Origin of the sequence: Flagellimonas sp. (assembly GCF_965215805.1) — a bacterium.
In the GTDB taxonomy this organism is placed as follows: domain Bacteria; phylum Bacteroidota; class Bacteroidia; order Flavobacteriales; family Flavobacteriaceae; genus Flagellimonas.
In genome coordinates, this window is the sequence record NZ_OZ244124.1 from 1,874,714 (window position 1) to 1,897,274 (window position 22,561).

Below are 22,561 nucleotides of genomic sequence, written 5' to 3' on the forward strand. Positions count from 1 at the left end.
GGATGAATGTTGAACAACTCAGGGAGCTGTGCATACGCAAAAAAGGGGTAACAGAGGAATTTCCTTTTGATGAACAAACTTTGGTTTTCAAGGTCATGGGTAAAATGTTTGCCCTTATAGCCTTGGAGCGTTTGCCCCCGCAATGCAACCTCAAGTGTGATCCAGATCGGGCGGTGGAGTTACGGGAGGAATACGATGGGGATATTATCCCTGGCTACCATATGAGTAAGAAGCACTGGAATACCCTAATGTTGGAACAACTTCCTCCAAATCTTATTGGAGAGTTGGTTGACCACTCCTACGATCTGGTGGTTTCTGGACTGACCAAAAAGCTAAAAGACGAGCTGGCTTCCATGGGGTAGGTTTGCAGAAAGGGTGTTTGGTTCATCGAAACAAAACTACAGTTCATCGATAGTTTTTTTGTATTTAACCATTTTGTAGTCTTTTTCTGATTGCGATTCCCCAAATTTGTGTACTAAATCGAATAAGATCATGAATGTGCTGTTCATAGAAGACGATATGATAGAGACCATGAAATTGCAACGGGCAATTTCTAAGTTTCAATCCAAGCATAAGATTATCGAGGCCAAAAATGGAGAAGAGGCTTTCGAAATTCTAAAAGGTGAGAGCTTGCCCGATATCATCCTTTTGGATTTGAACATGCCTCGAATGAGTGGTATTGAGTTTCTCACCAAAATAAAATCGGACGATAAACTTAAATACTTGCCAGTCATCATTTTGACCACATCCGAAAATCGAGTAGATCTATTAAAATGTTTCGAGATTGGAATTGCCGGTTACATCATAAAGCCACTAAAATATGAGGATTACGAATCCAAATTAAAGAAGGTTTTTGATTACTGGGAAATCAGTGAATTGATCAAAGGCTAACAAAAAACCCGTTTTCACAACATTATTTTTATAATTCGGTAGTACTATTCCTACATTTAGTTCATAATATTCTTTATTGTGAAAGGAATTGTATTCACTGAGTTTTTGGAAATGGTCGAGTCCAACTATGGACTGGAGATCGTTGATTCCATTATAGAAAATTGCGACCTCCCTTCTGGAGGGGCGTATACATCCGTAGGGACATATGATTTTAATGAGATGGTAAGTCTCATTGCAGAACTAAGTAAACAAACAGAAGTTGCCCAGGAAAAATTACTGTATTCCTTTGGGCATTATTTGTTTGGCGGATTGACCTCTGCCCACCCTGAGGTAGTAGCCAGTTATAGAAACCCTATGGGTCTTTTATATGGTATAGAGGACCATATTCATGTGCATGTACTAAAACTGTACCCGGACGCAGAACTTCCTCGATTTAAAATACTGTCCAAGACGGAAAACAGTTTGGAAATGATTTACATTTCTTCAAGAGGCTTGTATGCCTTAGCGCATGGATTGATTGAAAAGACCTTTGAACATTTTGGAAAAAACGTGCAGGTAGATTATAAACTCTTAAATGAAAACGGCACGGAAGTAAAGTTTACGATTGTCCAAAATGGCTAATTCCGAAATTTCCATACTAAAGCGGGCACTGGAACGGGAGAAAAAAGCCCGAAAAACTGCCGAAAGTCTTTTGGAAACAAAGGCTAAAGAGCTTTATGATGCCTCCCTGCACCTTAAGGAGGCTAATGGAAAATTGGAGGCCTTGATCAACAAAAAAGGGGATCGTATAGATAGTGCCTTTGTCAATATCATAGACCCTTATGTGGTCATGGATATGATGACCAACGTCATCAATATGAATACATCCGCAAAAGAATTTTTAGGGTTTGATCATACCAAAGAAGAAATTCAATTGTCATCCATTGTCCACCCAGATTATATTGAATATACAGCAGAGTCGTTCCAAACTTTGTTGCAGGTAGGAATCCTAAAGAATTACTCTGCAAAGATCATTACCAAAAACTCCGAGGAAAAATTTGTGAACATCAATGCAAGCCTTATCTATAATGAAAATGGCCAACCCATTGCTGCCCAGGGAGTAATACGGGACATCACAAAGGAAGTGGAAATACGAAAGCTTTTGGAGGATCAAAAAAAGCAGCAGGACATTATTGTGGAAAACTCCTCCTTGGGCATCTTGTTGATTGTGGACGACAAGATTATAAAAGCCAATAAATCCTTTGTTGAACTTTTGGGGTATTCAGAGGCAGCTTTGAAAAAACGGTCCATAGATGATATTTCTTCCCTTGAGGACAGCAACCTATATGATGACCTATTGAAGAAGAGCTTGGAGAACGATACCAAAAAATTCTCCATTGTTCGAAAGTTTTACAAAAAGAACGGGGAGACCCTATACGGCAAAACCTCCATGAGTACCGTATTGGATTCCAAAGGAAATATAGAGTACAGTGTAGCAATGATCGAGGACATCACTCGGGAAAAAGAGGCTGAGGAAAAAATTAGGGCTTCCGAAGAGCGAATGGCCACCTTGATCAAAAATCTGCAAACCGGAATTTTGTTGGAAGATCAGAATCGCAAAGTGGTGCTGGCCAACCAAAAATTCTGTGATCTTTTTGGAATTCCTGTTTCTCCGGATGCCATTAAGGGAGTAAATGGGGAAAAGTCCATTCATAAATACAAGAACATGTTCTTGGATCCGGACGTCGTATTAAAACAAATTGATCAAGTGGTCCGCAAGAAGGAAGTTGCGACGGCAGATGAAATGGAATTGTTGGATGGGCGAACCTTTGAACGGGACTATATCCCACTTTTTAACAACGGGGAGTACAAAGGTCATTTGTGGAGCTATAATGACATTACCCTACGCAAGAATTATAGAAAAAATCTAGAGATTCAAAAAGAAAAATACGGAAGCATCATTGCAAATATGAACTTAGGACTGGTTGAAGTGGACAACGATGAGAACATCCTCATGGTAAACCACAGTTTTAGTGATATGATCGGGCTATCCACAGATGAACTGATCGGCAAAAACACCGAAGATGTCATTCACTTGTACGAAGAAGATCGTGAAAAGCTCAAACAGCATAATAAAAAAAGAAAGAAAGGAATTTCGGATTCCTATGAAGTTGCCGTTAAGGTTGCCAACGGAGAAAAACGATTCTGGTTGCTCAGTGGAGCCCCAAGATATGATGATGCTGGAAATGTTGTGGGATCCATCGGAATCCATTTGGATATTACTGATCAAAAGCACCTGGAACTTCAAAAGGAAAATCTGCTACATGAACTGGAGGCAAGTAACAAAGGCTTGCAAGAATACGCCCATATAGTTTCGCATGACCTTAAGTCCCCATTGCGTAGTATCAGCGCCTTGGCCACTTGGCTTTATGACGACTATAAGGACACCCTGGATGAAAACGGGAGGTACAACCTTAAAATGATGCAGGAAAAAATTGAAGGCATGGATAAGTTGATCAGTGGAATATTAAAATATTCAACGGTCAACAACGATGTTCTGGACAGTACCACAGTAGATGTGAATGAAGTGATTCAAGAAATAAAGGAAATCATCTATATCCCAGAGCATGTAAGCATCAAGGCCAAGCAAACTTTACCCACCATTAAGGCCGATAAAACCAAAATCCATCAATTGTTCCAGAATTTCTTGAGCAATGCGGTGGTGAACATTGACAAAGAGGATGGACTGGTGGAAATAGATTATAAGGAGCATTCCACACATTGGGAATTTAGTATCAAGGACAATGGGGTGGGCATTCCGGAAGAGTATCACGAAAAAATCTTCCAGATTTTCCAGTCCATAGGGAATAAGGAACGTTCCACTGGAATAGGACTGTCCATAGTTAAAAAAATTATTGACCGATATAAAGGAAAAGTATGGTTGCAAAGTGAAATAGGCAAAGGAACCACCTTTTTCTTCACGCTAAAAAAAGAAATTAAAAACAAGTAATTATGAAAGTAAATCAAGCTAAAAAGTTAAAAGGAGGAACTTGGGAGTTTACACAAAACCAACCGTTAAAGGAGCCATTGGTTCTGGTTTTCGGAGATCGATTCTTATTGGAATCCAAAGATATATATCAAGAGATAAGGGATTTATATCCAGATGGACATCTGGTTTTTGGATCTACCTCAGGAGAGATTATGGAGACCAGTGTATACGAAGAAAGTATTACCATTACTGCCATTGAGTTTGAAAAAACCCGATTTGAAATTGTAAGCAAGAACATCAAGGATTTTGTGGACATTGAAAAAATGGGGGCCAGCATTTCAGAGCAGTTCAATATGGGCGAGTTAAATCATTTGTTTATTGTTTCTGACGGTAGTTTTGTGAATGGAAGTGGTCTTATTGAAGGTCTGGAATCTGTTGAAGGTTTTAAGGCTTCCATTACTGGTGGACTTTGTGGTGATGGTGCCCGATTTGAAAAAACTTTGACGTCCTATAATGAAAATCCTAAACAAGGGGAAGTGGTTGCTATCGGCCTTTATGGTGAAGCCCTAGAAGTGAGCTATGCCAACTTTGGAGGTTGGACCCCTTTTGGACCTGAGCGGACCATTACCAAATCTGAAGGTAACGTGCTCTTTGAGATTGATGGAAAACCCGCTTTGGATTTGTATAAAAAATATCTAGGAGAGAAAGCTGCGGAGCTTCCCCAAGCCGCATTGCTGTATCCACTTACGGTACAACAGAGTGAGGATTCCGAACCTTTGGTTCGTACGATTCTCAATATTGATGAGGAGGCAAATTCGATGATTTTGGCAGGAGATGTGCCCTTGAATTCCAAGGTGCAATTAATGATGTCCACTATGGACGACATTGCAGAAGGTGCATGTAATGCAGCGGAATTGGCCATGCGGGATAGGGAGAACAAACCGGAGTTGGCCATTTTGGTCAGCTGTGTGGGCCGCAAATTGGTGCTGGACCAACGTACCGAGGACGAAATTGAGGAGGTAGCCGATGTGATTGGTGAGCAAGCCAGTATCACTGGATTTTATTCTTATGGGGAAATGGCCCCATTTGCTGGAAAAAATGAGTGCCAGTTGCACAACCAAACCATGACCTTAACTCTATTGAGCGAATAAATGCACTCCCTGCTTAAAAGACAATTAAAGAAATTTTTGCCCAAGGAATTGGCGGAGCATCCAGAAATGGAGACGTTCCTTGATTCTGTGGATAAGTCATATTCAGATTTTGACCAAAAGCTGAAGATGATCCAAAGGGCCACGTCTTTAAGCTCGGAAGAACTGTATGCAGCGAATCTACGGCTGAACAAGGAGGCAGAAAGCCAGCGTAAAGTGCTGGAGTCTTTAAGAAAGGCCGTGGTTTCCATGCAGGATAAAACCAATGATAGGATCAATGGTTCGTTGGACTTTAATCCACAGCAATTGGTGGAGGATATTGAAAGGCAGGCACTTAAATTGGTACAGATGACTGCGGAAAAAGATATGCTCCTCAAAAATTTGGAACAGCAAAACGAGTCGTTGAACAACTATGCCCATATGGTTTCGCACGATTTGAAATCCCCTATACGAAACGTTCATTCCTTGGTGAGTTGGGTTTTTGAGGACGGACAGGAAGAATTCAAGGAGCATAGTAGGGAAAATGTCCAGCTCATTTTTCAGAACCTTGCCAAAATGGACAGTCTTATAGATGGTATTTTGCGCCATTCCACCATAGACTCCATTCAAGAAAGTGCAGGGGTTCTAGATCTGGGTCTGCTCATTGAAGAAATTGAAAGGACCATTTACGTTCCGGACAACATAACCATTAAAAAGAGCAAGCACCTGCCCCAACTCTATACAGGAAAATACCGATTGGAGCAGTTGTTCAAGAATTTGATGACCAATGCCATTACGGCAACGGAACACAATCCACAGGGGATGATCATGATCGATGTGATGGAGGAGGATGACGGGTGGATGTTCAGTGTTTCTGATAATGGTAAGGGAATTCCGAAACATCTTCAGGACGGCATTTTTGGAATGTTCAAAAAGTTGGAGAACAATTCCGGAGCAACAGGAATTGGACTAGCACTGGTCAAGAAAATAATCAATTTCTACAAGGGAGATATCTGGTTGTCCTCCGAAGAGGGTAAGGGGACCACCTTCTTTTTCACAATAAAAAACAAGCACGATGTCTGAAATACCAAATCTGGACTACATAAAGGAAATATCAGGAGGCAATGAGGATTTTGAGAAAAAATTCCTGAACATTATCCAGACCGAATTTCCCAAGGAAAAGCAGGATTATTTCTCCTTTTTGGAAAGTGACGATTTGGAAGAATCGGCAAAAGTGGTGCATAAGATCAAGCACAAATTGGGCATTCTTGGACTTACTGGCGGCTACAAATTGGCCGTGCAATATGAAGAGGATCTTAAAGATGGAAATACCAATCTCAAGAATCAATTTCATGAGATTTTGGAATCGGTTGAAGGCTTCATTTTAAAAATTGCATAAAATGAAATGTATCATAGTAGATGACGAAGGTAGCGCTAGAGCCATCATAAAGGAGCTCTGCAACACCATTCCGGAAATGGAGGTGGTTGCGGAATTCCCCAATGCTTTGGAGGCGCTCAAATTCCTTAAAAATAACCAAGTGGATCTTATCTTTTTGGATATCCATATGCCCAAGCTTACAGGCGTGGATTTTGTGGAAACCGTGGCCAATCCGCCCAAGATTGTTTTTACCACCTCCGATAAGGACTTTGCTATTGAAGCCTACGGCTATGACTTTATTTTAGATTATTTGGTAAAACCAATATCTGCAGAAAGATTTCATAAATGCGCAAAAAGAATACATAATGAATTTCAGAAAGCAGATATCAACCTGGAAAAGGAAGGGGCTTTAAATGAAGAAGACCACCTGTATATCAATATAGACAGGCGATTGATCAAATTGAAGTTCCATGATATACAGTTGATAGAGGCGCAAGGGGATTACATTGAGATTCAGACCCGAGACAAGAGGTACCGAGTACATTCAACACTTAAGAAAATCAAAGAGAAGCTACCGGATTCAAAATTTTTGCAAATACATCGATCATATATTATCAACTTTTCGCAGATCGTGGACATTCAGGACAATAGCGTGCTCATAGAACGCAATGTTATTCCCATTAGCAGATCTAATCGTCCCGAGCTCATGCAACGATTGAATTTATTATAAAAAGTAGGAAAAAAACTATAATATTTAGTTTGTTTTGCGTTAGTATAGTTAGACCCTTTTTGAAAATGTTAAAGAGATTGAAATCACTTAATTAAATCTTTTAGAATATGTCTTTGGAAATACGTGAAAATCGAGGGATTTTCGAAATTTTAGGCCGGGTTTCAACCCAGCAAATAGGGGCTTTGAACTCTTACTTCAATGCCGTTTTGGAGCAGGAAGACAATATAGTGGTCAGCCTGGAAAAAGTAACCCATTTTGATTCAACAGCGGCCCGTTTTTTCGAAAAATTATATCAAAATTCTGCTCGTCAGAACAAAGTGGTTTCCTTGATTGGAAGACAGAACAGTACGCTGATGGAAGTCTTCAATTCTACCAAGACCAATTATATTCTAAGCCCTGATCGTATTTAACAAAGGAACATTTTAAAAAGGTTCGATATGAAAGTCACCGACTACCAGCCCTACTACAAAGCAACACCGCAAAACCTGGGTAATGAGGATTTAAACCGTTTGATTACCTATTTTGAATTGTTGGACGATGTCCAGAAACCTGTGGTAAGCTTGGTTACCCCTGTGTACAGAGCCATGGACACCTTGGTGGCCCATATACTTTCGCTTTCCAATTTAAAGACCATCATACCATACGAGGTCATTTTTGTGGAAAACAATGCGGATGAAGCGACCTTGTCCATATTGAAACAGCTTGGGGCCAAAGTGGTCAGTGAACCAAAACAAGGCATTACCTATGCACGGCAAAAAGGACTGGAAGAAGCCAAGGGGCAAATTATATGTACCATGGATCCAGATTCCATCTACGATCCCTATTACATAGATAAGATGGCTCTTCCTTTTTTTGTCGATAAAGATTTGGTTCTCTGTTATTCGGTCTCGCAGAGCTATGAAAATGACTTCCAGCTCTCGCCAAAAATGCGACTTAGAAACAAGCTTAAATTGGCCTATTTTAGATGGAAACTCTCCCAAAAGTTTACCACCAAAATCAAGCACATAAGGGCAGTTTCCATGGCCATGCGTAGGGAGGTACTGCTTCCCATAGGCTATGACACGGACCTTAGGGTAGTATCGGGCTGCGATGACGGTATGCTGGCCATCCACTTGCATAATTTGGGAACCTTCAAATACATTAATGTTGAGGTATTTACAGCACTTCCACCGGAGCGGGAACCGGGAAAACCATTTCCCTTCTGTAACGAGCGGTTCCGAACTCCAAAGAATTCCTTGGAAGCCACATTTGAAGCCCTTGATATAACATAGGCATCCAACTAAAACACGTACTTTACAACATCCGCTTGGATAGGAACGACGCCTACATATTAGTAGAGCGCCCATAGTTTCCATATCTGTTATTTGACCCTGGACCATTCGCCGATAAGCTGGCTAATGGCCTAACCTCCGATAATTCGTCGCTTACAACAGCATCCCTTGGTTTTACAACATAGAATTATTAAAAAGTAATATAAATCCTACTTTTCCATTGTGTTTAGTACTACAAATCTTAAAATCGATATTATGAAAATTTTAGTTGTTGACGACAAGCAATCCCTAAGTGAGCTGGTATCCCAGTTTTTGGGACAGTCCTACAAGGTAACCACCATGGAAGATGGATTGGCCGCCTTAACGTGGATGCAGGAAGGAAATATCCCTGATTTGGTGATAACAGATTTGGAAATGCCCAAAATGGACGGTTTTGAATTGATTCGGAAAATTAAGGAAAGCGGATACTTTGCCAACATCCCCATTATTGTACTCAGTTGCAGGGATAGCAGTTCCGATAGGATTGAATGCTTGAAATTGGGAGCCGATGATTACCTGGTAAAACCGTTTAATCCGGAAGAGCTGCTTATTCGGGTTGAAAAATTATTGATACGAGCATAACCATGGAAGTATTATCGGATCAAAAAGTATGTCTCCTGTATGTAGGGGTAGATCAAGTTGTGGTAAATCAATTTGAGGCCCTTCCTGAAAAAGTGGATTTCCATATGGCAAAAAATTCGGTTTTGGCCATAAAGTGGTTGGAACAAAACCAGCATGTGGATGCCATTATCTGTGAGAAACAGATTCCAGGACAAACAGGCATTGAGTTTCACAATGTTGTTAGGGAACGGTTTACCAATAAAGATGACATCCCTTTCATATTAGTGGCCAAAAACCGAGATAAAAACGATTTGTCCGAGGCCGTAAAAAACGGCATAGATGACTTCTATGTACAACCCTTGTCCACCGATCGGATATTGGAAAGGGTACAGTTCCTAAAAGAACTTAAGGCCAATCTCAAAAGAGAACGGATAGGTGCTCCCGAGGGGGTGCAAAAGGAATACAAAATCGGGTTTTGGAAACGAACATTTGATATCACGGTTGCGGGCTTGGCACTCTTGTGCGCGGCTCCGTTTCTGCTTCTGTTCATCATTGCCATCCGATTGGAATCCAAAGGCAAGGTCTATTACATCTCCAAAAGGGTAGGGACCAGCTACAAAATCTTTGATTTCTACAAACTCCGATCCATGTATCCGGATGCGGACAAGCGCCTAAAGGAATTTCAGCATCTGAACCAGTATGTGCATGATGATGAAAATCCAGAAGTGGAACAACAGGAGGAACAAGCCATTAAAACAACAGGAACCGTGCTAATTGGTGACGATACGGAAGTGGACGAGCTTCAGCACAACACCCAGAAAAAAGAAAGCGCCAAAAGCGCTTTTGTAAAATTTGATAATGATCCCAGAATCACCAAAGTGGGCAAGATCATCAGGAAATTGAGCATAGATGAACTTCCACAATTGATCAATGTGCTTAAAGGCGACATGTCCATTGTGGGCAACCGCCCCCTTCCTTTGTACGAAGCCGAAGTGCTGACCACGGATGAATGGACGGACCGTTTTAACGGCCCCGCCGGGATTACGGGATTGTGGCAGGTTGAGGCCCGGGGGAGAAGCTCAAAAATGTCTCCGGAAGAGCGTAAATCATTGGATATAAAATATGTGGAATACGCCAACAGCAAGTATGCCTTTTTAATTGATATGTGGATTGTGCTAAGAACTTTCAAAGCCGTTTTTCAAAAAGAGAATGTATAATGAAGAAAAACCAGCTTTGTGTGCTACTTCTGTTGCTGTTGTGCAATCTCGCATGGGGTCAATCCATAAATGATTTTATAGAAAAAAGTCTAAAAGAGAACGACATTGCCAAAAAGCTGCCGCCCATTGATTCCCTAGTGGCCATGGCCAAGGAGTATTCGCCCTTTGTAAAGGTCACAGTCTCCGAACAACAATATAGGGATGGGGTGGTGTCTGCAGAACAACGCGCTTGGTTGGAGTACGTCAATTTAGAGGCTGGTTATAACTACGGCATTTTTGATAACCTGAGCAACTCCCAGATTGCGGGTGATCCACAAAGCCAGGCCTTGTTTTCCAGTGAACAAAGTAGGTACAATGTTGGGGTTTCCTTGCGATTACCGATTTCAGCAATCATAAATAGAAGGGCCAAAATTAAGAGCGCCAAGGGCGAGGCTGAAAAAGCACGTTTTGAAACCCAGGTTGCGGAATTGGAACTGGAGCAGAAAGTGGTTGAACTCTACAACAACCTCCTTAAGTCGCATAGACTCTTCTTTATCTCTGGATCCATAGTGGACAATTTTAGAGTACAGTCCATCAGGGCTGAAAAGGATTTTGCCAACGGGGTAATCAATATTGCTGAATACACCCGATTGCAACAGATGATGAACCAGGCGACCATGGGATTTGAATTGCAACGGTCGGAATTTATTTCCTCGGTAATGGCCTTGGAGGGCATTATTGGAGCAGAATTGAATATATAGGAATGAAGTTTAATCTTTTATTTTTTGTCCGTCTTTTAGTAAGACATATAAGTCTTCTTGTGGCCATGCCCATTATTTTGGCCGCTTTGGTGTTTTATATGACCAGGGACGAACCCAAAATCTATAATTCCAAAGCTAGGGTATATACTGGTATTGCCACGGGATCCAATATTGAACTGGAAAACACCAAAATAGACTTTAGGGCAACCAATACGGCTTACGACAACTTACTCAATCTTATTAAGGCCAGAACCACCATTGAGATCGTAGGGCTGAAACTATTCACCCAGCACATGGTTCTGGACAGTGCGGACATCAAGATCATATCCCGCGAGAAGTATCAAAAGCTGATGAAGGAAGTACCGGATGAGGTGAAAAAGTTGGTTGTTAAAGGGGATATGCAAAAAACCTATGAAAACTTTGTAAAGCTTAAAGAATCCAACCATACCAATTATCTCTATCAGCTCATAAACCTAGATCATCCAGATTACAGTATTGAAAAGATTTCGGGTCGTATCGGTCTAAGGAGAATTTCCAATAGTGATTTTGTTGATATCGCCTTCGAATCTGAAGATCCGGCCATTTGCCAAAACACCTTGTTGATTCTGTGCGAGGTGTTTGTTCAATTGAATGCGGACATTAAAGTAAATCAGTCTGATGCGGTGGTCAAGTATTTTCAGGGGCAGTTGAACAAATCCACAAATGATCTTCACGATGCGGAGGACGAATTGCTCAATTTTAATCGGACCCACAACATCATCAACTACTACGAACAGACCAAACACATAGCAGGGGAGAAAGAAGAGTTTGAAATCAAATTTTTCGAGGTGCAACGAAAATTTCATGCTTCCAAGGCGGTTTTGACGGCTTTGGAATCCAAGCTTGAAACCCATGAAAGAAAACGAATATCCAGTCAAAGTATCATGGAAATTCGGAAAGAGCTTTCCACCTTGAACTTTGAGGTGTCCATGAAAACATTGGGCCTGGAAAAAGATTCACTACAAAGACAGCAGGATGCCAAAGAGGTGGCCCGGAAAATGGAACGTATAAAAGTCCTGGAAAACCGGCTCGCCTCACATATCGATACGCTTTATACTACTGACTATAGCACAAAAAGTGTGGCATCCACCAGTGTTTTGGCCGATTGGCTGCAAAACACCATTGAATATGAAGGATATGGCGCCCAGTTGAAGGTGATGGAGAAAAAAAGGCTGGAGTTTGAAAAATTGTATCAAAAGTTTTCTCCTTTAGGGGCGACCATGAAACGCTTGGAAAGGAAAATTGACATTGCGGAAAGGGAGTACCTGAGCTTGCTGCATAGTTTGGGTCTTGCCAAGTTAAGACAGCAGAATGTGGAGCTGAAGTCCAATATTAAACTTACTGAGGTTCCTTTCTTTCCAATCAACCCAAAACCTAGCAAGCGTATGCTTCTGGTTATAGTGGCGGGTATGGTTGGTTTTATTTTGGTGGCAGCAACCATTTTGATTCTGGAATTTTTGGACGGAAATCTGAACACGGCAAAAAGGGCGGAAGATAAAATTGATTTGAAAGTATCTTCCATATTTCCTGTGATCAGTGCCAAACAAGGAAAAATAGATTATAGCTACCTGCAGAACAAGGCGGTTAATGCCATATCCCGTAATATCATCCTTAATCAGTATAAAAAGGAAAAGGAAGAAGAACCCGTGGTGAACATGCTCTTTTCCACCCAGGAAAGTGAAGGAAAAACATTTATCTGCAAGCATTTGATCGCCAAACTTTGTGAGTTGGACTACAATGTGCTCCATATCACTTACGACGAAGAAGATTTAGGATTGGCAGGGGACCATTACAGCAAGTTGATCTACGAAATAAGCGACCAACTGTACACGATTTCCCATATCAAGGAGTTTGATCGCAATAAAACCATTGCGGACTTCAATACGTACCATTTTGTAATTCTGGAAATACCCAGTATTATCAAAAACCCGTTCCCCGTAAAGTTGGCGTCCACTATGGACTATACCTTTTTGGTTACACGGGCCAACAGGGCATGGGGAGATGCGGATAAAAATGCCTTGTCTCTCTTTAATGAAGCTACAACCGGACCCGAGCCTACCATTATTTTGAATGGTGTCAAGGTCTTGGAAATGGAGACGGTAGTGGGTGATCTTCCCAAGAAACGATCGTTGATTCGTAAATGGATCAAGCAGATTGTCCAATTCAATTTTTTTACTAAGAAAACAGTCGCCTAAATGTTGGGGAAACTCAAAAATATAAGCAAGGAAAAAAACTTGTCCTCCCTAACGGCCAATGTAAGTGTGGCCTTTATGGGATTGGTGAGTTTTATGCTATTGACCAGGCAATTGGACAAGGAACTTTTTGGAGAATGGGTTTTGTTTATCACCCTGGCCACTTTTGTTGATCTTTTACGATTTGGCTTGACGCGGACCTCTTCCGTTCGATTGTTGTCGGGAGCGAATGAAAAGAGTCAGAAGACTATTCTCGGGACAGCATTTCGTATTAACCTGTCACTTTTGGGTATTTTAACCTTATTGTGTTGGGGTTGCCATGTAATCCTACTCTTTTCCAGTATTGAAATCAACAACGGATATCGATTGTTCTTGTTCTACTATCCATTTTTGGCACTTTCCAACTTAAGTTGGAACAACGCCATGTCCTTATTTCAAGCAGAACAGAATTTTAGAAGAATGATGGTGGTACGGATTTCCAATGTGGGTCTTTTTTGTCTGTTTTTACTATTGAACCAATGGTGGCTCCAATGGGGTCTTATAGAAATCATCTGGGTTAACATTGCCGTAAATGCGATTTCGGGTATTTGGTGTATGCTCAAAAATTGGGATGGACTGTTCTACCTGAGGTTTGCCCGTAAAAAAACAGAAAAGGAGCTCGTGAACTTTGGGAAGTATTCCATGGGAACGCTGATCAGTTCCAGTTTGCTCAAAAGTTCCGATACTTTTATCATAGGGATGAGCCCCTTTTTGGGTTCGGCTGGGATAGCCATGTATGCTATTCCACTAAAACTGACTGATTTGCTCGGAATCCCGTTGCATAGCTTTGCTATGACTGCCTATCCCAGAATGTCCAAAAAAGCTATTGATGGGGATTTAAACGGAACCAAAAGTATTTTCTATTCCTATGTGGGAATCATTACCCTTTTGTTCTTTCCCGTTGCCTTGGTGAGTTTTGTCTTTGCCGAGCATTTGGTGCTCTTTTTGGGGGGCAATGAGTACAAAGATGCTCTACCCTTGCTGACTTTGATTTTTAGGGTCTTCACCGTTTACATTATGTTGTTGCCCATTGACAGATTTACGGGAGTACTTCTGGATAGCATCAACAAACCAAAGCTCAATTTGTATAAGGTTTTGGTCATGACTATTGCCAATATTGTCCTGAACATCCTGGCCGTATTTGTCTTCAAAAGTTTGGTGGCAGTGGCAGTTGGGACCGTATTATTCACCTTGATGGGGATTTTCCTCGGATTCCATTACCTCAAAAAGGAAATTCAAATCCAAAGCCGCCAGATTGTTTCCGAAAGTGTGGATTTCATCAAAAACCTAAAAACACATTTGGGGTAATGAATCCTTTTGAAACAACACAGGGCTCAGATTATCTAAGGAAACCACTTCCCATATTGCTGTTGTTGTCCGTTGTTGTTACTACGGCCCATTTAACGGCAACCAAAGGTTTGGTGGCGGGCATCGGAATCATGGTGCTTCCTTTTGCCATAACCTATATGGGCGCTTTGTTCATTAATCCACGGATAGGAATTATCACCATTCTCATTTTTAATTTTTTTGTGCTAGGGATTGGAAGATATATTCCCATGACCTGGGGATTGCTCATGGACGGTTTAATGGTACTGATGTATCTGGCTTTGTTCTTTAAAGCTTTCCGAATAAAAATACCTTGGGAAAAGGCTAATTCACAATTGACTCTTTTGGTTACGATATGGTTTGGCTATGCCGTTTTGCAAATTGCCAATCCCGAAGCGGTAAGTGTGGCTGCATGGTTCTACGCCATGAGGGGCTTGGCCTTGTACCAATGGCTGTTTGTGCCATTGGTCTTTATCTTGTTCAACAAGCGAACCGACCTCCATCTCTTCTTTTTGATTTGGGGAACCCTGTCCGTTTTGGCTACCATGAAGGGCATGCAGCAATTGATCTTTGGAGTTGATTCCTACGAGCAAGCCTGGCTGGATGCAGGAGGGGATGTAACGCATATATTGTTTGGCAAACTTCGGATTTTCTCTTTCTATTCCGATGCAGGTCAATTTGGAGCTTCACAAGGACACACCGGAGTGGTGTTCGGGGTTTTGGCCTTGTTCGCCAAAAACCGAAAATTTCAAATTTTTTGTGGTATTGTGGCCATGGCGGGTCTTTTGGGGATGATGATTTCTGGAACCCGTGGGGCCATTGCGGTACCGGCCATGGGCGGGGTCATGTTTATTTTGATTCGTAAACACATTCCAAGCATTGTACTGGGAGTGATCATGGGGATTGGGGTCTTCGTTTTCTTCAAATACACCACTATTGGGAACGATAATGATCAAATCAGGCGCATGCGTACAGCATTTGACCCGAATGACGCCTCCCTTCAGATGCGAAAAATCAACCAAGAACGATTAAGGGGATATTTGGCAACCAGACCTCTGGGCGGAGGTATTGGCTCAACAGGGAACTGGGGAAAACGGTTTTCGCCCAACACTTTTTTGGCCAATACGGCAACGGACAGTTGGTTTGTGGCGGTTTGGGCCGATACGGGAATCGTTGGGCTGTATCTACACCTTTTTATCTTGTTTTTTATCCTGATTACAGGAGCCTATAACTGCATGTTCAAAATACGGGACGACTGGTTGAAGGGGCAGATTACCGCGCTGGTTTGCGGTATGGCAGGAATCATGTTGGCTTCCTACGGAAATGGGGTTTTTGGACAATTTCCCACCTGTATTTTAATGTATACGGGAATGGTGTTCATCTTCATTTCGCCCAAATTGGATAAGGAAATTTTGGATGGGAAAGAAGCCGAATTACAACTACAAGCAGCATAAAACACAAATCATGGAACCACTTGTTTCAATCATAACCATTAACTACAATGAATCCGAGGTGACACTGGATTTATTACAATCGATAAGGAAACTCACCTACCCAAATATTGAGGTCATTGTGGTGGATAATGCATCTCCAAATGATACGCCAGATGCAATCAAGGAAAAATTTCCAGAGATTACTTTAATCAAAAGTCCAGAAAACCTGGGATTTGCGGGAGGCAACAATTTGGGGGTAAAACAAGCCACGGGAGAATATTTGTTGTTCATCAACAACGACACCATTGTCCCTCCGAATTTTATTGAACCGCTGGTGCAAACGTTGCAAGCGGATACCAACATTGGAATGGTGAGTCCCAAGATCAAATTTCATTGGGATCCCACTTTGATCCAATATGCAGGCTATACGCCCATGAGTCATTGGACTATAAGAAATAATAGTATTGGATACCATCAAAAGGATGATGGTTCCTTTGACCAACCAGGGGAGACCCAATCCATACATGGGGCTGCCATGATGGTTCCAAAAACGGTTGTGGAAAAGGTGGGAATGATGACAGAAATCTACTTTCTGTACTATGAGGAGCACGACTGGGCCGAAATGGTGAAACGTGCTGGCTATAAAATCTACTACCAACCCCAATCGTATATTTTACATAAAGAATCCGTTTCAACTGGGAAATTCAGTCCCCTCAAAACATACTACATTTCGCGGAATAGGATCCTCTTTGCGCGAAGGAACTTTAAACCATTCCAGTTATTTATCAGCCTAATGTTCCAAGGCTTTATTTCCATTCCTAAAAACAGTCTAAAGTTTTTGGTCAAAAGAGAGTTTGAACATTTAAAAGCATTTTGGCGAGCCGTCACTTGGAACCTAACGCACAGGAAAACAGTAAATCAGGTCTAGCGTAAGAGAAGTAACTACCTGATATATGTATGCCAGCCTCTTATTTACAACACGAAACAGGCTGTACGCAACAAATACTTTTCTTTATTAAAATGTAGGATAATATTTACAAAAAAGAAATTTACAATGGTATTTAGAAATTTCGGCTTTGCAATGCTGCTTTCCATTTTTGTGTTGAATCTTGGCTGTGTAAGCGAGAAGGATTTGGATCCCCCAGTGGATAATCCAACAACAGGAGAGGAACCGGAAGAGGAAGATCCTTTGGCGGTTTTTCAAGTTTCAGCGGATTTTGACTATTCTACCAGTCAGGAGGTTCGGGTTACTTTGGATGTTCCTTCCTTTTTGAGCAAGGCAGTTTTTTCATTGTATAGTAAGATAGGTTCTCAGGACAGCATTCCGTTTGGTAGGGCCATTTTTGATACTAACGGACATTATGAGCAAGACTTTGTGGTTCAGGCACAAGCCGATAGCATTTTGTTATACTCAGACTATATCGGACTGACGAAGGACGTGCGGTTGAAGATCCAAAATGGATCTGTCGCTTTTGACTATAGACCCTTATATGAAAGGTCAACAAGCAATAAGAGTGCTCCTTCCATCTTAAGCAACAAGGTTATTTCCAATTTGACTGGTAAAGTACCCTACACTTTTCTAGGGGGTTTTGACAATCAAGGGGTGCCCACAGAAATGGAACTACCCGATGTGATCCAACAAAATCTTTTGGATGATATCAACGCTTCCCTGCCTGAGTACAGTAGGGTGCCCATTGCCAACCCACAATTTTTGGCCAATACCAGCGAGACCAGTATGGTTCTCACAGATTTGGCAGATGTATGGGTAACCTTTGTGTCCGAAGGAGCAGGATACAGAAACGCCTTGGGCTATTACTCCTATCCCGTCGGAGAAGCCCCGGCCACTGTTGACGATATTACAGCACACCATATTATTTTTCCAAACGTATCCATGGTTGGGTCGTCTGGAGGATTGGTGCCTGGAGACCGAGTTTATCTTGGACGTTTTCAGCCCAATACGGTAATTTCTTGGTTTGTGGTGGCCAATGGGTGGACAGGCTCAGGAGTCGGTGACGGGAATGGCATTTATTATTCCGAACCAAGCTTCAATCCAGAAAATACGAATTTAAACACCCATATGGTGCAGTTATATGACAACGCCAGGGGAATCAATTTCTTGGCCTTTGAGGATTTGAGGAGAGACCAAGGTTCAGATGATGACTTTAATGACGCAGTCTTCTACGCCCGCGCAAATCCCGTGGAATCTATAGAATTGACCAACGTGGTTGCTTTGATTCCTGCCAATGATGAGGACGGGGACGGGGTAAACGACGAGCTGGACGAGTTTCCGTTTGACGTGAACAAGGCGTTCAATAATTTTTCCACAACCGCCAACTTAACGGGTGTCTTGGCCTATGAGGATTTATGGCCCAGCCAAGGGGATTATGATTTTAACGACCTGGTGGTTACCTATAACTACAATTTAATAACCAATGCTTCCAACCTCATTACACGGATTGAGGCAAGCTACACCATTGATAATATTGGGGGATCCCTTCAGAATGGATTTGGATTGGTTTTCCCTATTGACCCTTCTCTGGTAGAAGATGTTCAAGGCCAAGTGATCAATGCCGATTACATCAATCTAAATGCCAACGGAACAGAATCGGGCACAGCGGTTAATGAGACGGTAGTTTTTGTAGCTGGCAACGTGATACTGATGGAAGGTGAAACCATTGAATTGGGAATAGATTTTAACACCCCAGTGAGCTATTCAGACCTGGGGATGGTACCGTTCAATCCTTTTTTGATTGCAGGGGCCGATAGGACTAAAGAGGTTCATTTGCCAGATCACACCCCTACCAGCAAAGCTGGCTTTTTGGGTACATCGGCAGATGATAGCGACGCCAATGAAAATCGATTTTATAAAACAGATACCAACCTGCCTTGGGCATTGAACATTTCGGATGATTTTGTTCCTCCGCAAGAGTTCATTCCCATAACCATTGCGTATCCCAAGTTTGTCAATTGGGCGAACTCAGGAGGCACTCAAGATTTGGATTGGTACGTGAGATAGAGAAAAAAGATATAACAAACCATAAATACACTTCAAATTATGAACATAACAGTTATTGGTACAGGTTACGTAGGATTAGTGACAGGTACTTGTTTCGCAGAATCCGGTATAAATGTGGTCTGTGTGGACATTGATGAAAAAAAGGTGGAAAAATTGCGCAATGGCGAGATTCCCATTTATGAACCTGGCCTGGATGTCCTTTTGGAACGTAACATGGATAAGGGAAGAATCTCCTTTACCACAAGTTTACAAAAGGGAATCAAGAATAGTGATGCCATTTTTATTGCCGTGGGAACCCCACCTGATGAAGATGGGAGCGCAGACCTTAAGTATGTTCTTGGAGTGGCTCGGGAAATAGGTCAACACATGGAAGATTACAAAGTAATCATTACCAAAAGTACCGTTCCCGTTGGAACGTCATTTAAAGTAAAAGCAGCCGTTGAAGAAGAGTTGGTCAACAGGGATGTACGTATCCCTTTTGATGTGGCATCCAATCCTGAATTTTTAAAGGAAGGAAGTGCCGTTGATGATTTCCTAAAGCCAGACCGTATTGTGGTTGGAGTGGAAAGCAAACGAGCCGAAAAGGTTATGAAACGCTTGTACAAGCCCTTTTTGATGAACGGTCACCCACTGTTGTTTATGGATATTTTCTCTTCGGAAATGACCAAGTATGCGGCCAATTCCATGCTTGCGACCAAGATCAGTTTCATGAACGATATCGCCAACCTATGTGAATTGGTTGGGGCCAATGTAGATTTGGTTCGAAAAGGAATTGGTTCAGATTCCAGAATAGGCAACAAGTTCATCTACCCTGGAACAGGATATGGCGGTAGTTGTTTTCCCAAGGATGTACAAGCCTTGGTTAGAACTGCAGATGAATATGGGCACTCTTTGGAGGTTTTAAAAGCTGTGGAGAGTGTTAACTACAGACAGAAATCCGTGTTGATAGAGAAAATCAAGCGACATTTTGGGAAAAACCTAAAAGGAAAACAGTTTGGTCTTTGGGGATTGGCCTTTAAGCCAAAAACCGATGATATGAGAGAAGCACCTTCCTTGGTAATCATTGACGAGTTAAAAGCGTTGGGCGCCAACATTAGGGCGTATGACCCTGTGGCCATGGAGGAAGCTGAACGCATTTTGGGCAACAAGATTGAATATGCCAAAGACGAGTACGATGCCATCATTGATGCAGATGCATTGATTGTGGTAACGGAATGGTCAGAATTCAGGATGCCCAACTTTAGGATCTTGGAAAAACTGATGATCAACAAGACCATTTTTGATGGCCGTAACGTCTACGATCCCGAGGAAATGGAAGAACTGGACTTTACCTATTACAGTATTGGTAGGGATGCCGTTGTAAGCGATAAGGAAGAGACCGTAAAAATTTAAAAAGGGGCAAGATGAAACGAATATTAGTAACCGGGGGAGCAGGTTTTGTAGGTTCCCATCTCTGTGAAAGGCTTTTGAACGAAGGAAACGAGGTCATTAGCATGGACAATTACTTCACAGGAAGAAAAAGCAAGATCGTACATTTAATGGACAACCCCTATTTTGAGGTGGTCCGTCATGATGTTACCCTTCCCTACTTTTTGGAAGTGGATGAAATCTACAATTTGGCTTGTCCGGCATCACCAGTGCATTACCAACATAATCCCATCAAAACAATTAAGACATCTGTTTTGGGGGCGATAAATATGTTGGGATTGGCCAAACGGATCAAAGCCAAAATATTGCAAGCATCAACCAGTGAGGTTTATGGGGATCCAGAACTGCATCCACAACCTGAAGGATATTGGGGGCATGTGAACCCAATAGGAATCCGTTCCTGTTATGACGAAGGGAAACGATGTGCCGAATCCCTATTTGTGAACTACCACAATTCCAATGACGTTTTGGTGAAGATCGTTCGGATTTTTAATACCTACGGACCCCGCATGGAGCCGGATGATGGTAGGGTGGTATCCAATTTTATCATGCAGGCCTTGCAAGGTAAGGACATCACGGTTTTTGGAGACGGAACCCAGACACGAAGCTTTCAATATGTAAGCGATTTAGTTGACGGGATGATTAAGATGATGGGTACGGAAGACGATTTTATCGGGCCAATCAATATTGGCAATCCAGGTGAATTTACCATGTTGGAATTGGCTGAGAATATAATCGACATTACAGGATCTAAATCCAAGATTGTACATCTGCCGTTACCTTCGGATGACCCAATGCAACGCAAGCCGGATATTTCACTGGCTCAAGAAAAGTTAACTGATTGGAGCCCGTCTGTTGATCTTCGTGAAGGTCTTGGTAAAACCATCGAGTATTTTGACAATCTGCTAAAAGAGCAGTCGATAAAGGAATTGGTAGCCGGATAAAAGAACCCAATGGATGTACTAAAAATCATAATCAACGGTTTGGAAATCCTGTTGTTGGGATATTTTGGATTTGCATCCATATATGTCGTTGTTTTTTCAGTGGCTGGACTTTTTAAGGCCAAAACCCGTGATACCTTATCCGTAAAACAGCGAAAATTTGCGGTGCTGATTCCCGGGTACAAAGAGGACAGTGTAATTGTGGAAGTGGCCCAAAAGGCCCTGGAGCAATCCTATCCTTCCCATCTCTATGAGGTGGTGGTCATTGCCGATTCATTTCAGGCGTCGACCTTGGAAGAACTAAAAAAGCTTCCCATTAGATTGGTTGAGGTCTCCTTTGAGAAAAGTACCAAGTCCAAGGCACTGAACAAAGCCATGGAGGTTATTGGTGATGAATATCATGTGGCCTTGATCTTGGATGCGGACAATATTATGGAACGGGATTTCATTGCTAAAGTCAATGAGGCATTCAATCAAGGGTATAGGGTTGTTCAAGGACATCGAATTGCCAAAAACACCAATACCTCTTTTGCCATTTTGGACGCCATCAGTGAAGAAGTCAATAACCACATCTTTAGAAAAGGACATCGGGTATTGGGGCTTTCATCGGCCTTGATTGGATCAGGAATGGCGTTTGACTACTATTTCTTCAAGCATACCATGGCCCATGTAAATGCCGTAGGTGGATTTGACAAGGAATTGGAGTTGAAATTGCTGAAGAACCGAACCAAGATCGAATATTTGAACGATGCCCTGGTTTTGGACGAAAAAGTTCAAAAATCGGAGGTGTTTGCCAACCAAAGGAAACGTTGGCTGTCTGCCCAGTTTATATACTTTGGCAGATATTTTGTTCCTGGTCTAAGGGAACTTTTTACCAAAGGGAACATCGATTTCTTTGATAAGGTGTATCAGATGGTATCGCCTCCCAGAGTTTTATTGTTGGGATTGGTGACCATGTTCAGTGGACTTTACCTCGTGATCAATCTGGTTTTACCCAATAACCTATTGGTGGTGCCGGCCATGTATTGGTATATAAGTTTTGGACTTACCATGTTGGCATTTGTTTTTGCCATACCTAAAAAATACTACAGTGCGAGCACATTGCGGGCCGTGCTCACCTTACCCAAAGCATTTTTCTTAATGTTCCTTTCGCTTTTCAAACTCAAAGGGGCCAATAAAAAGTTTATCCATACCCAGCATGGAACCATTAACCCCCAATAATCAG

General features: G+C 41.9%; 21 protein-coding genes. All 21 read left to right on the plus strand.

Annotation, left to right across the window (positions count from 1 at the left end; translation table 11 throughout):
• The first annotated feature begins 2 nt into the window (after positions 1–2).
• The 21 genes from ACOOE0_RS08245 (at position 3) to ACOOE0_RS08345 (ending at position 22,557) form a co-directional block, all read left to right on the plus strand.
• Positions 3–362, plus strand: a complete 360-nt coding sequence (locus tag ACOOE0_RS08245) for an MmcQ/YjbR family DNA-binding protein (RefSeq protein WP_420401992.1) — start codon at positions 3–5, stop codon at positions 360–362.
• 130 nt (positions 363–492) lie between these two features.
• Positions 493–891 carry a response regulator gene (locus ACOOE0_RS08250; protein WP_420401993.1) on the plus strand — a complete coding sequence of 133 codons (399 nt, stop codon included), beginning with the start codon at positions 493–495 and terminating at the stop codon, positions 889–891.
• A gap of 78 nt (positions 892–969) precedes the next feature.
• Positions 970–1,512: a heme NO-binding domain-containing protein gene (locus tag ACOOE0_RS08255; protein WP_420401994.1), complete on the plus strand. Its 543-nt coding sequence runs from the start codon at positions 970–972 to the stop codon at positions 1,510–1,512.
• Complete coding sequence (locus tag ACOOE0_RS08260) at positions 1,505–3,880, plus strand: PAS domain S-box protein (RefSeq protein ID WP_420401995.1); 2,376 nt, start codon at positions 1,505–1,507, stop codon at positions 3,878–3,880. The genes ACOOE0_RS08255 and ACOOE0_RS08260 overlap by 8 nt, the downstream gene beginning before the upstream one ends.
• A 2-nt stretch (positions 3,881–3,882) precedes the next feature.
• Positions 3,883–5,010, plus strand: a complete 1,128-nt coding sequence (locus ACOOE0_RS08265; protein WP_420401996.1) for an FIST signal transduction protein — start codon at positions 3,883–3,885, stop codon at positions 5,008–5,010.
• Positions 5,011–6,069: a sensor histidine kinase gene (locus ACOOE0_RS08270; RefSeq protein WP_420401997.1), complete on the plus strand. Its 1,059-nt coding sequence runs from the start codon at positions 5,011–5,013 to the stop codon at positions 6,067–6,069.
• Positions 6,062–6,385, plus strand: coding sequence for an Hpt domain-containing protein (locus tag ACOOE0_RS08275; protein ID WP_420401998.1), 324 nt, complete (start codon positions 6,062–6,064; stop codon positions 6,383–6,385). Before ACOOE0_RS08270 ends, ACOOE0_RS08275 begins: the two co-directional genes overlap by 8 nt.
• A gap of 1 nt (position 6,386) precedes the next feature.
• Complete coding sequence (locus ACOOE0_RS08280; protein WP_420401999.1) at positions 6,387–7,094, plus strand: LytR/AlgR family response regulator transcription factor; 708 nt, start codon at positions 6,387–6,389, stop codon at positions 7,092–7,094.
• Positions 7,095–7,201: 107 nt separating this feature from the next.
• Positions 7,202–7,504, plus strand: coding sequence for an STAS domain-containing protein (locus tag ACOOE0_RS08285; protein WP_420402000.1), 303 nt, complete (start codon positions 7,202–7,204; stop codon positions 7,502–7,504).
• A 27-nt stretch (positions 7,505–7,531) separates the two neighbouring features.
• The gene (locus ACOOE0_RS08290) at positions 7,532–8,365 is read left to right on the plus strand and encodes a glycosyltransferase family 2 protein (protein ID WP_420402001.1); all 834 of its coding nucleotides are present in this window, start codon (positions 7,532–7,534) and stop codon (positions 8,363–8,365) included.
• 255 nt (positions 8,366–8,620) lie between these two features.
• Positions 8,621–8,986: a response regulator transcription factor gene (locus ACOOE0_RS08295; protein WP_420402002.1), complete on the plus strand. Its 366-nt coding sequence runs from the start codon at positions 8,621–8,623 to the stop codon at positions 8,984–8,986.
• Between the two features lie 2 nt (positions 8,987–8,988).
• A complete protein-coding gene (locus ACOOE0_RS08300; RefSeq protein WP_420402003.1) occupies positions 8,989–10,182 on the plus strand; it encodes a sugar transferase in 1,194 nt (397 codons plus the stop codon).
• Positions 10,182–10,922: a TolC family protein gene (locus tag ACOOE0_RS08305; protein WP_420402004.1), complete on the plus strand. Its 741-nt coding sequence runs from the start codon at positions 10,182–10,184 to the stop codon at positions 10,920–10,922. The genes ACOOE0_RS08300 and ACOOE0_RS08305 overlap by 1 nt, the downstream gene beginning before the upstream one ends.
• Positions 10,923–10,924: 2 nt before the next feature.
• On the plus strand, positions 10,925–13,156 hold the full coding sequence (locus ACOOE0_RS08310) for a GumC family protein (RefSeq protein WP_420402005.1): 2,232 nt from the start codon (positions 10,925–10,927) through the stop codon (positions 13,154–13,156).
• The gene (locus ACOOE0_RS08315) at positions 13,157–14,500 is read left to right on the plus strand and encodes an oligosaccharide flippase family protein (RefSeq protein ID WP_420402006.1); all 1,344 of its coding nucleotides are present in this window, start codon (positions 13,157–13,159) and stop codon (positions 14,498–14,500) included. It begins immediately after the preceding gene.
• Complete coding sequence (locus tag ACOOE0_RS08320; RefSeq protein WP_420402007.1) at positions 14,500–15,972, plus strand: hypothetical protein; 1,473 nt, start codon at positions 14,500–14,502, stop codon at positions 15,970–15,972. The genes ACOOE0_RS08315 and ACOOE0_RS08320 overlap by 1 nt, the downstream gene beginning before the upstream one ends.
• Positions 15,973–15,982: 10 nt before the next feature.
• A complete protein-coding gene (locus ACOOE0_RS08325) occupies positions 15,983–16,879 on the plus strand; it encodes a glycosyltransferase family 2 protein (protein WP_420402008.1) in 897 nt (298 codons plus the stop codon).
• Positions 16,880–17,005: 126 nt separating this feature from the next.
• Positions 17,006–18,967 (plus strand): LruC domain-containing protein, encoded by a 1,962-nt coding sequence (locus ACOOE0_RS08330; protein ID WP_420402009.1) that lies wholly within the window; start codon positions 17,006–17,008, stop codon positions 18,965–18,967.
• Positions 18,968–19,006: 39 nt separating this feature from the next.
• Positions 19,007–20,359 (plus strand): UDP-glucose dehydrogenase family protein, encoded by a 1,353-nt coding sequence (locus tag ACOOE0_RS08335; protein ID WP_420402010.1) that lies wholly within the window; start codon positions 19,007–19,009, stop codon positions 20,357–20,359.
• Between the two features lie 11 nt (positions 20,360–20,370).
• Positions 20,371–21,339, plus strand: coding sequence for a UDP-glucuronic acid decarboxylase family protein (locus ACOOE0_RS08340; protein ID WP_420402011.1), 969 nt, complete (start codon positions 20,371–20,373; stop codon positions 21,337–21,339).
• 9 nt (positions 21,340–21,348) lie between these two features.
• Positions 21,349–22,557, plus strand: coding sequence for a glycosyltransferase (locus tag ACOOE0_RS08345; RefSeq protein WP_420402012.1), 1,209 nt, complete (start codon positions 21,349–21,351; stop codon positions 22,555–22,557).
• Positions 22,558–22,561 lie beyond the last annotated feature (4 nt).

Bases quoted from the DNA above. Each gene is read 5' to 3' on its own strand.
- ACOOE0_RS08245 (WP_420401992.1), top strand. From the start codon at position 3: ATGAATGTTGAACAACTCAGGGAGCTGTGCATACGCAAAAAAGGGGTA.
- ACOOE0_RS08250 (WP_420401993.1), top strand. From the start codon at position 493: ATGAATGTGCTGTTCATAGAAGACGATATGATAGAGACCATGAAATTG.
- ACOOE0_RS08260 (WP_420401995.1), top strand. From the start codon at position 1,505: ATGGCTAATTCCGAAATTTCCATACTAAAGCGGGCACTGGAACGGGAG.
- ACOOE0_RS08265 (WP_420401996.1), top strand. From the start codon at position 3,883: ATGAAAGTAAATCAAGCTAAAAAGTTAAAAGGAGGAACTTGGGAGTTT.
- ACOOE0_RS08270 (WP_420401997.1), top strand. From the start codon at position 5,011: ATGCACTCCCTGCTTAAAAGACAATTAAAGAAATTTTTGCCCAAGGAA.
- ACOOE0_RS08275 (WP_420401998.1), top strand. From the start codon at position 6,062: ATGTCTGAAATACCAAATCTGGACTACATAAAGGAAATATCAGGAGGC.
- ACOOE0_RS08280 (WP_420401999.1), top strand. From the start codon at position 6,387: ATGAAATGTATCATAGTAGATGACGAAGGTAGCGCTAGAGCCATCATA.
- ACOOE0_RS08285 (WP_420402000.1), top strand. From the start codon at position 7,202: ATGTCTTTGGAAATACGTGAAAATCGAGGGATTTTCGAAATTTTAGGC.
- ACOOE0_RS08290 (WP_420402001.1), top strand. From the start codon at position 7,532: ATGAAAGTCACCGACTACCAGCCCTACTACAAAGCAACACCGCAAAAC.
- ACOOE0_RS08295 (WP_420402002.1), top strand. From the start codon at position 8,621: ATGAAAATTTTAGTTGTTGACGACAAGCAATCCCTAAGTGAGCTGGTA.
- ACOOE0_RS08300 (WP_420402003.1), top strand. From the start codon at position 8,989: ATGGAAGTATTATCGGATCAAAAAGTATGTCTCCTGTATGTAGGGGTA.
- ACOOE0_RS08305 (WP_420402004.1), top strand. From the start codon at position 10,182: ATGAAGAAAAACCAGCTTTGTGTGCTACTTCTGTTGCTGTTGTGCAAT.
- ACOOE0_RS08310 (WP_420402005.1), top strand. From the start codon at position 10,925: ATGAAGTTTAATCTTTTATTTTTTGTCCGTCTTTTAGTAAGACATATA.
- ACOOE0_RS08315 (WP_420402006.1), top strand. From the start codon at position 13,157: ATGTTGGGGAAACTCAAAAATATAAGCAAGGAAAAAAACTTGTCCTCC.
- ACOOE0_RS08320 (WP_420402007.1), top strand. From the start codon at position 14,500: ATGAATCCTTTTGAAACAACACAGGGCTCAGATTATCTAAGGAAACCA.
- ACOOE0_RS08325 (WP_420402008.1), top strand. From the start codon at position 15,983: ATGGAACCACTTGTTTCAATCATAACCATTAACTACAATGAATCCGAG.
- ACOOE0_RS08330 (WP_420402009.1), top strand. From the start codon at position 17,006: ATGGTATTTAGAAATTTCGGCTTTGCAATGCTGCTTTCCATTTTTGTG.
- ACOOE0_RS08335 (WP_420402010.1), top strand. From the start codon at position 19,007: ATGAACATAACAGTTATTGGTACAGGTTACGTAGGATTAGTGACAGGT.
- ACOOE0_RS08340 (WP_420402011.1), top strand. From the start codon at position 20,371: ATGAAACGAATATTAGTAACCGGGGGAGCAGGTTTTGTAGGTTCCCAT.
- ACOOE0_RS08345 (WP_420402012.1), top strand. From the start codon at position 21,349: ATGGATGTACTAAAAATCATAATCAACGGTTTGGAAATCCTGTTGTTG.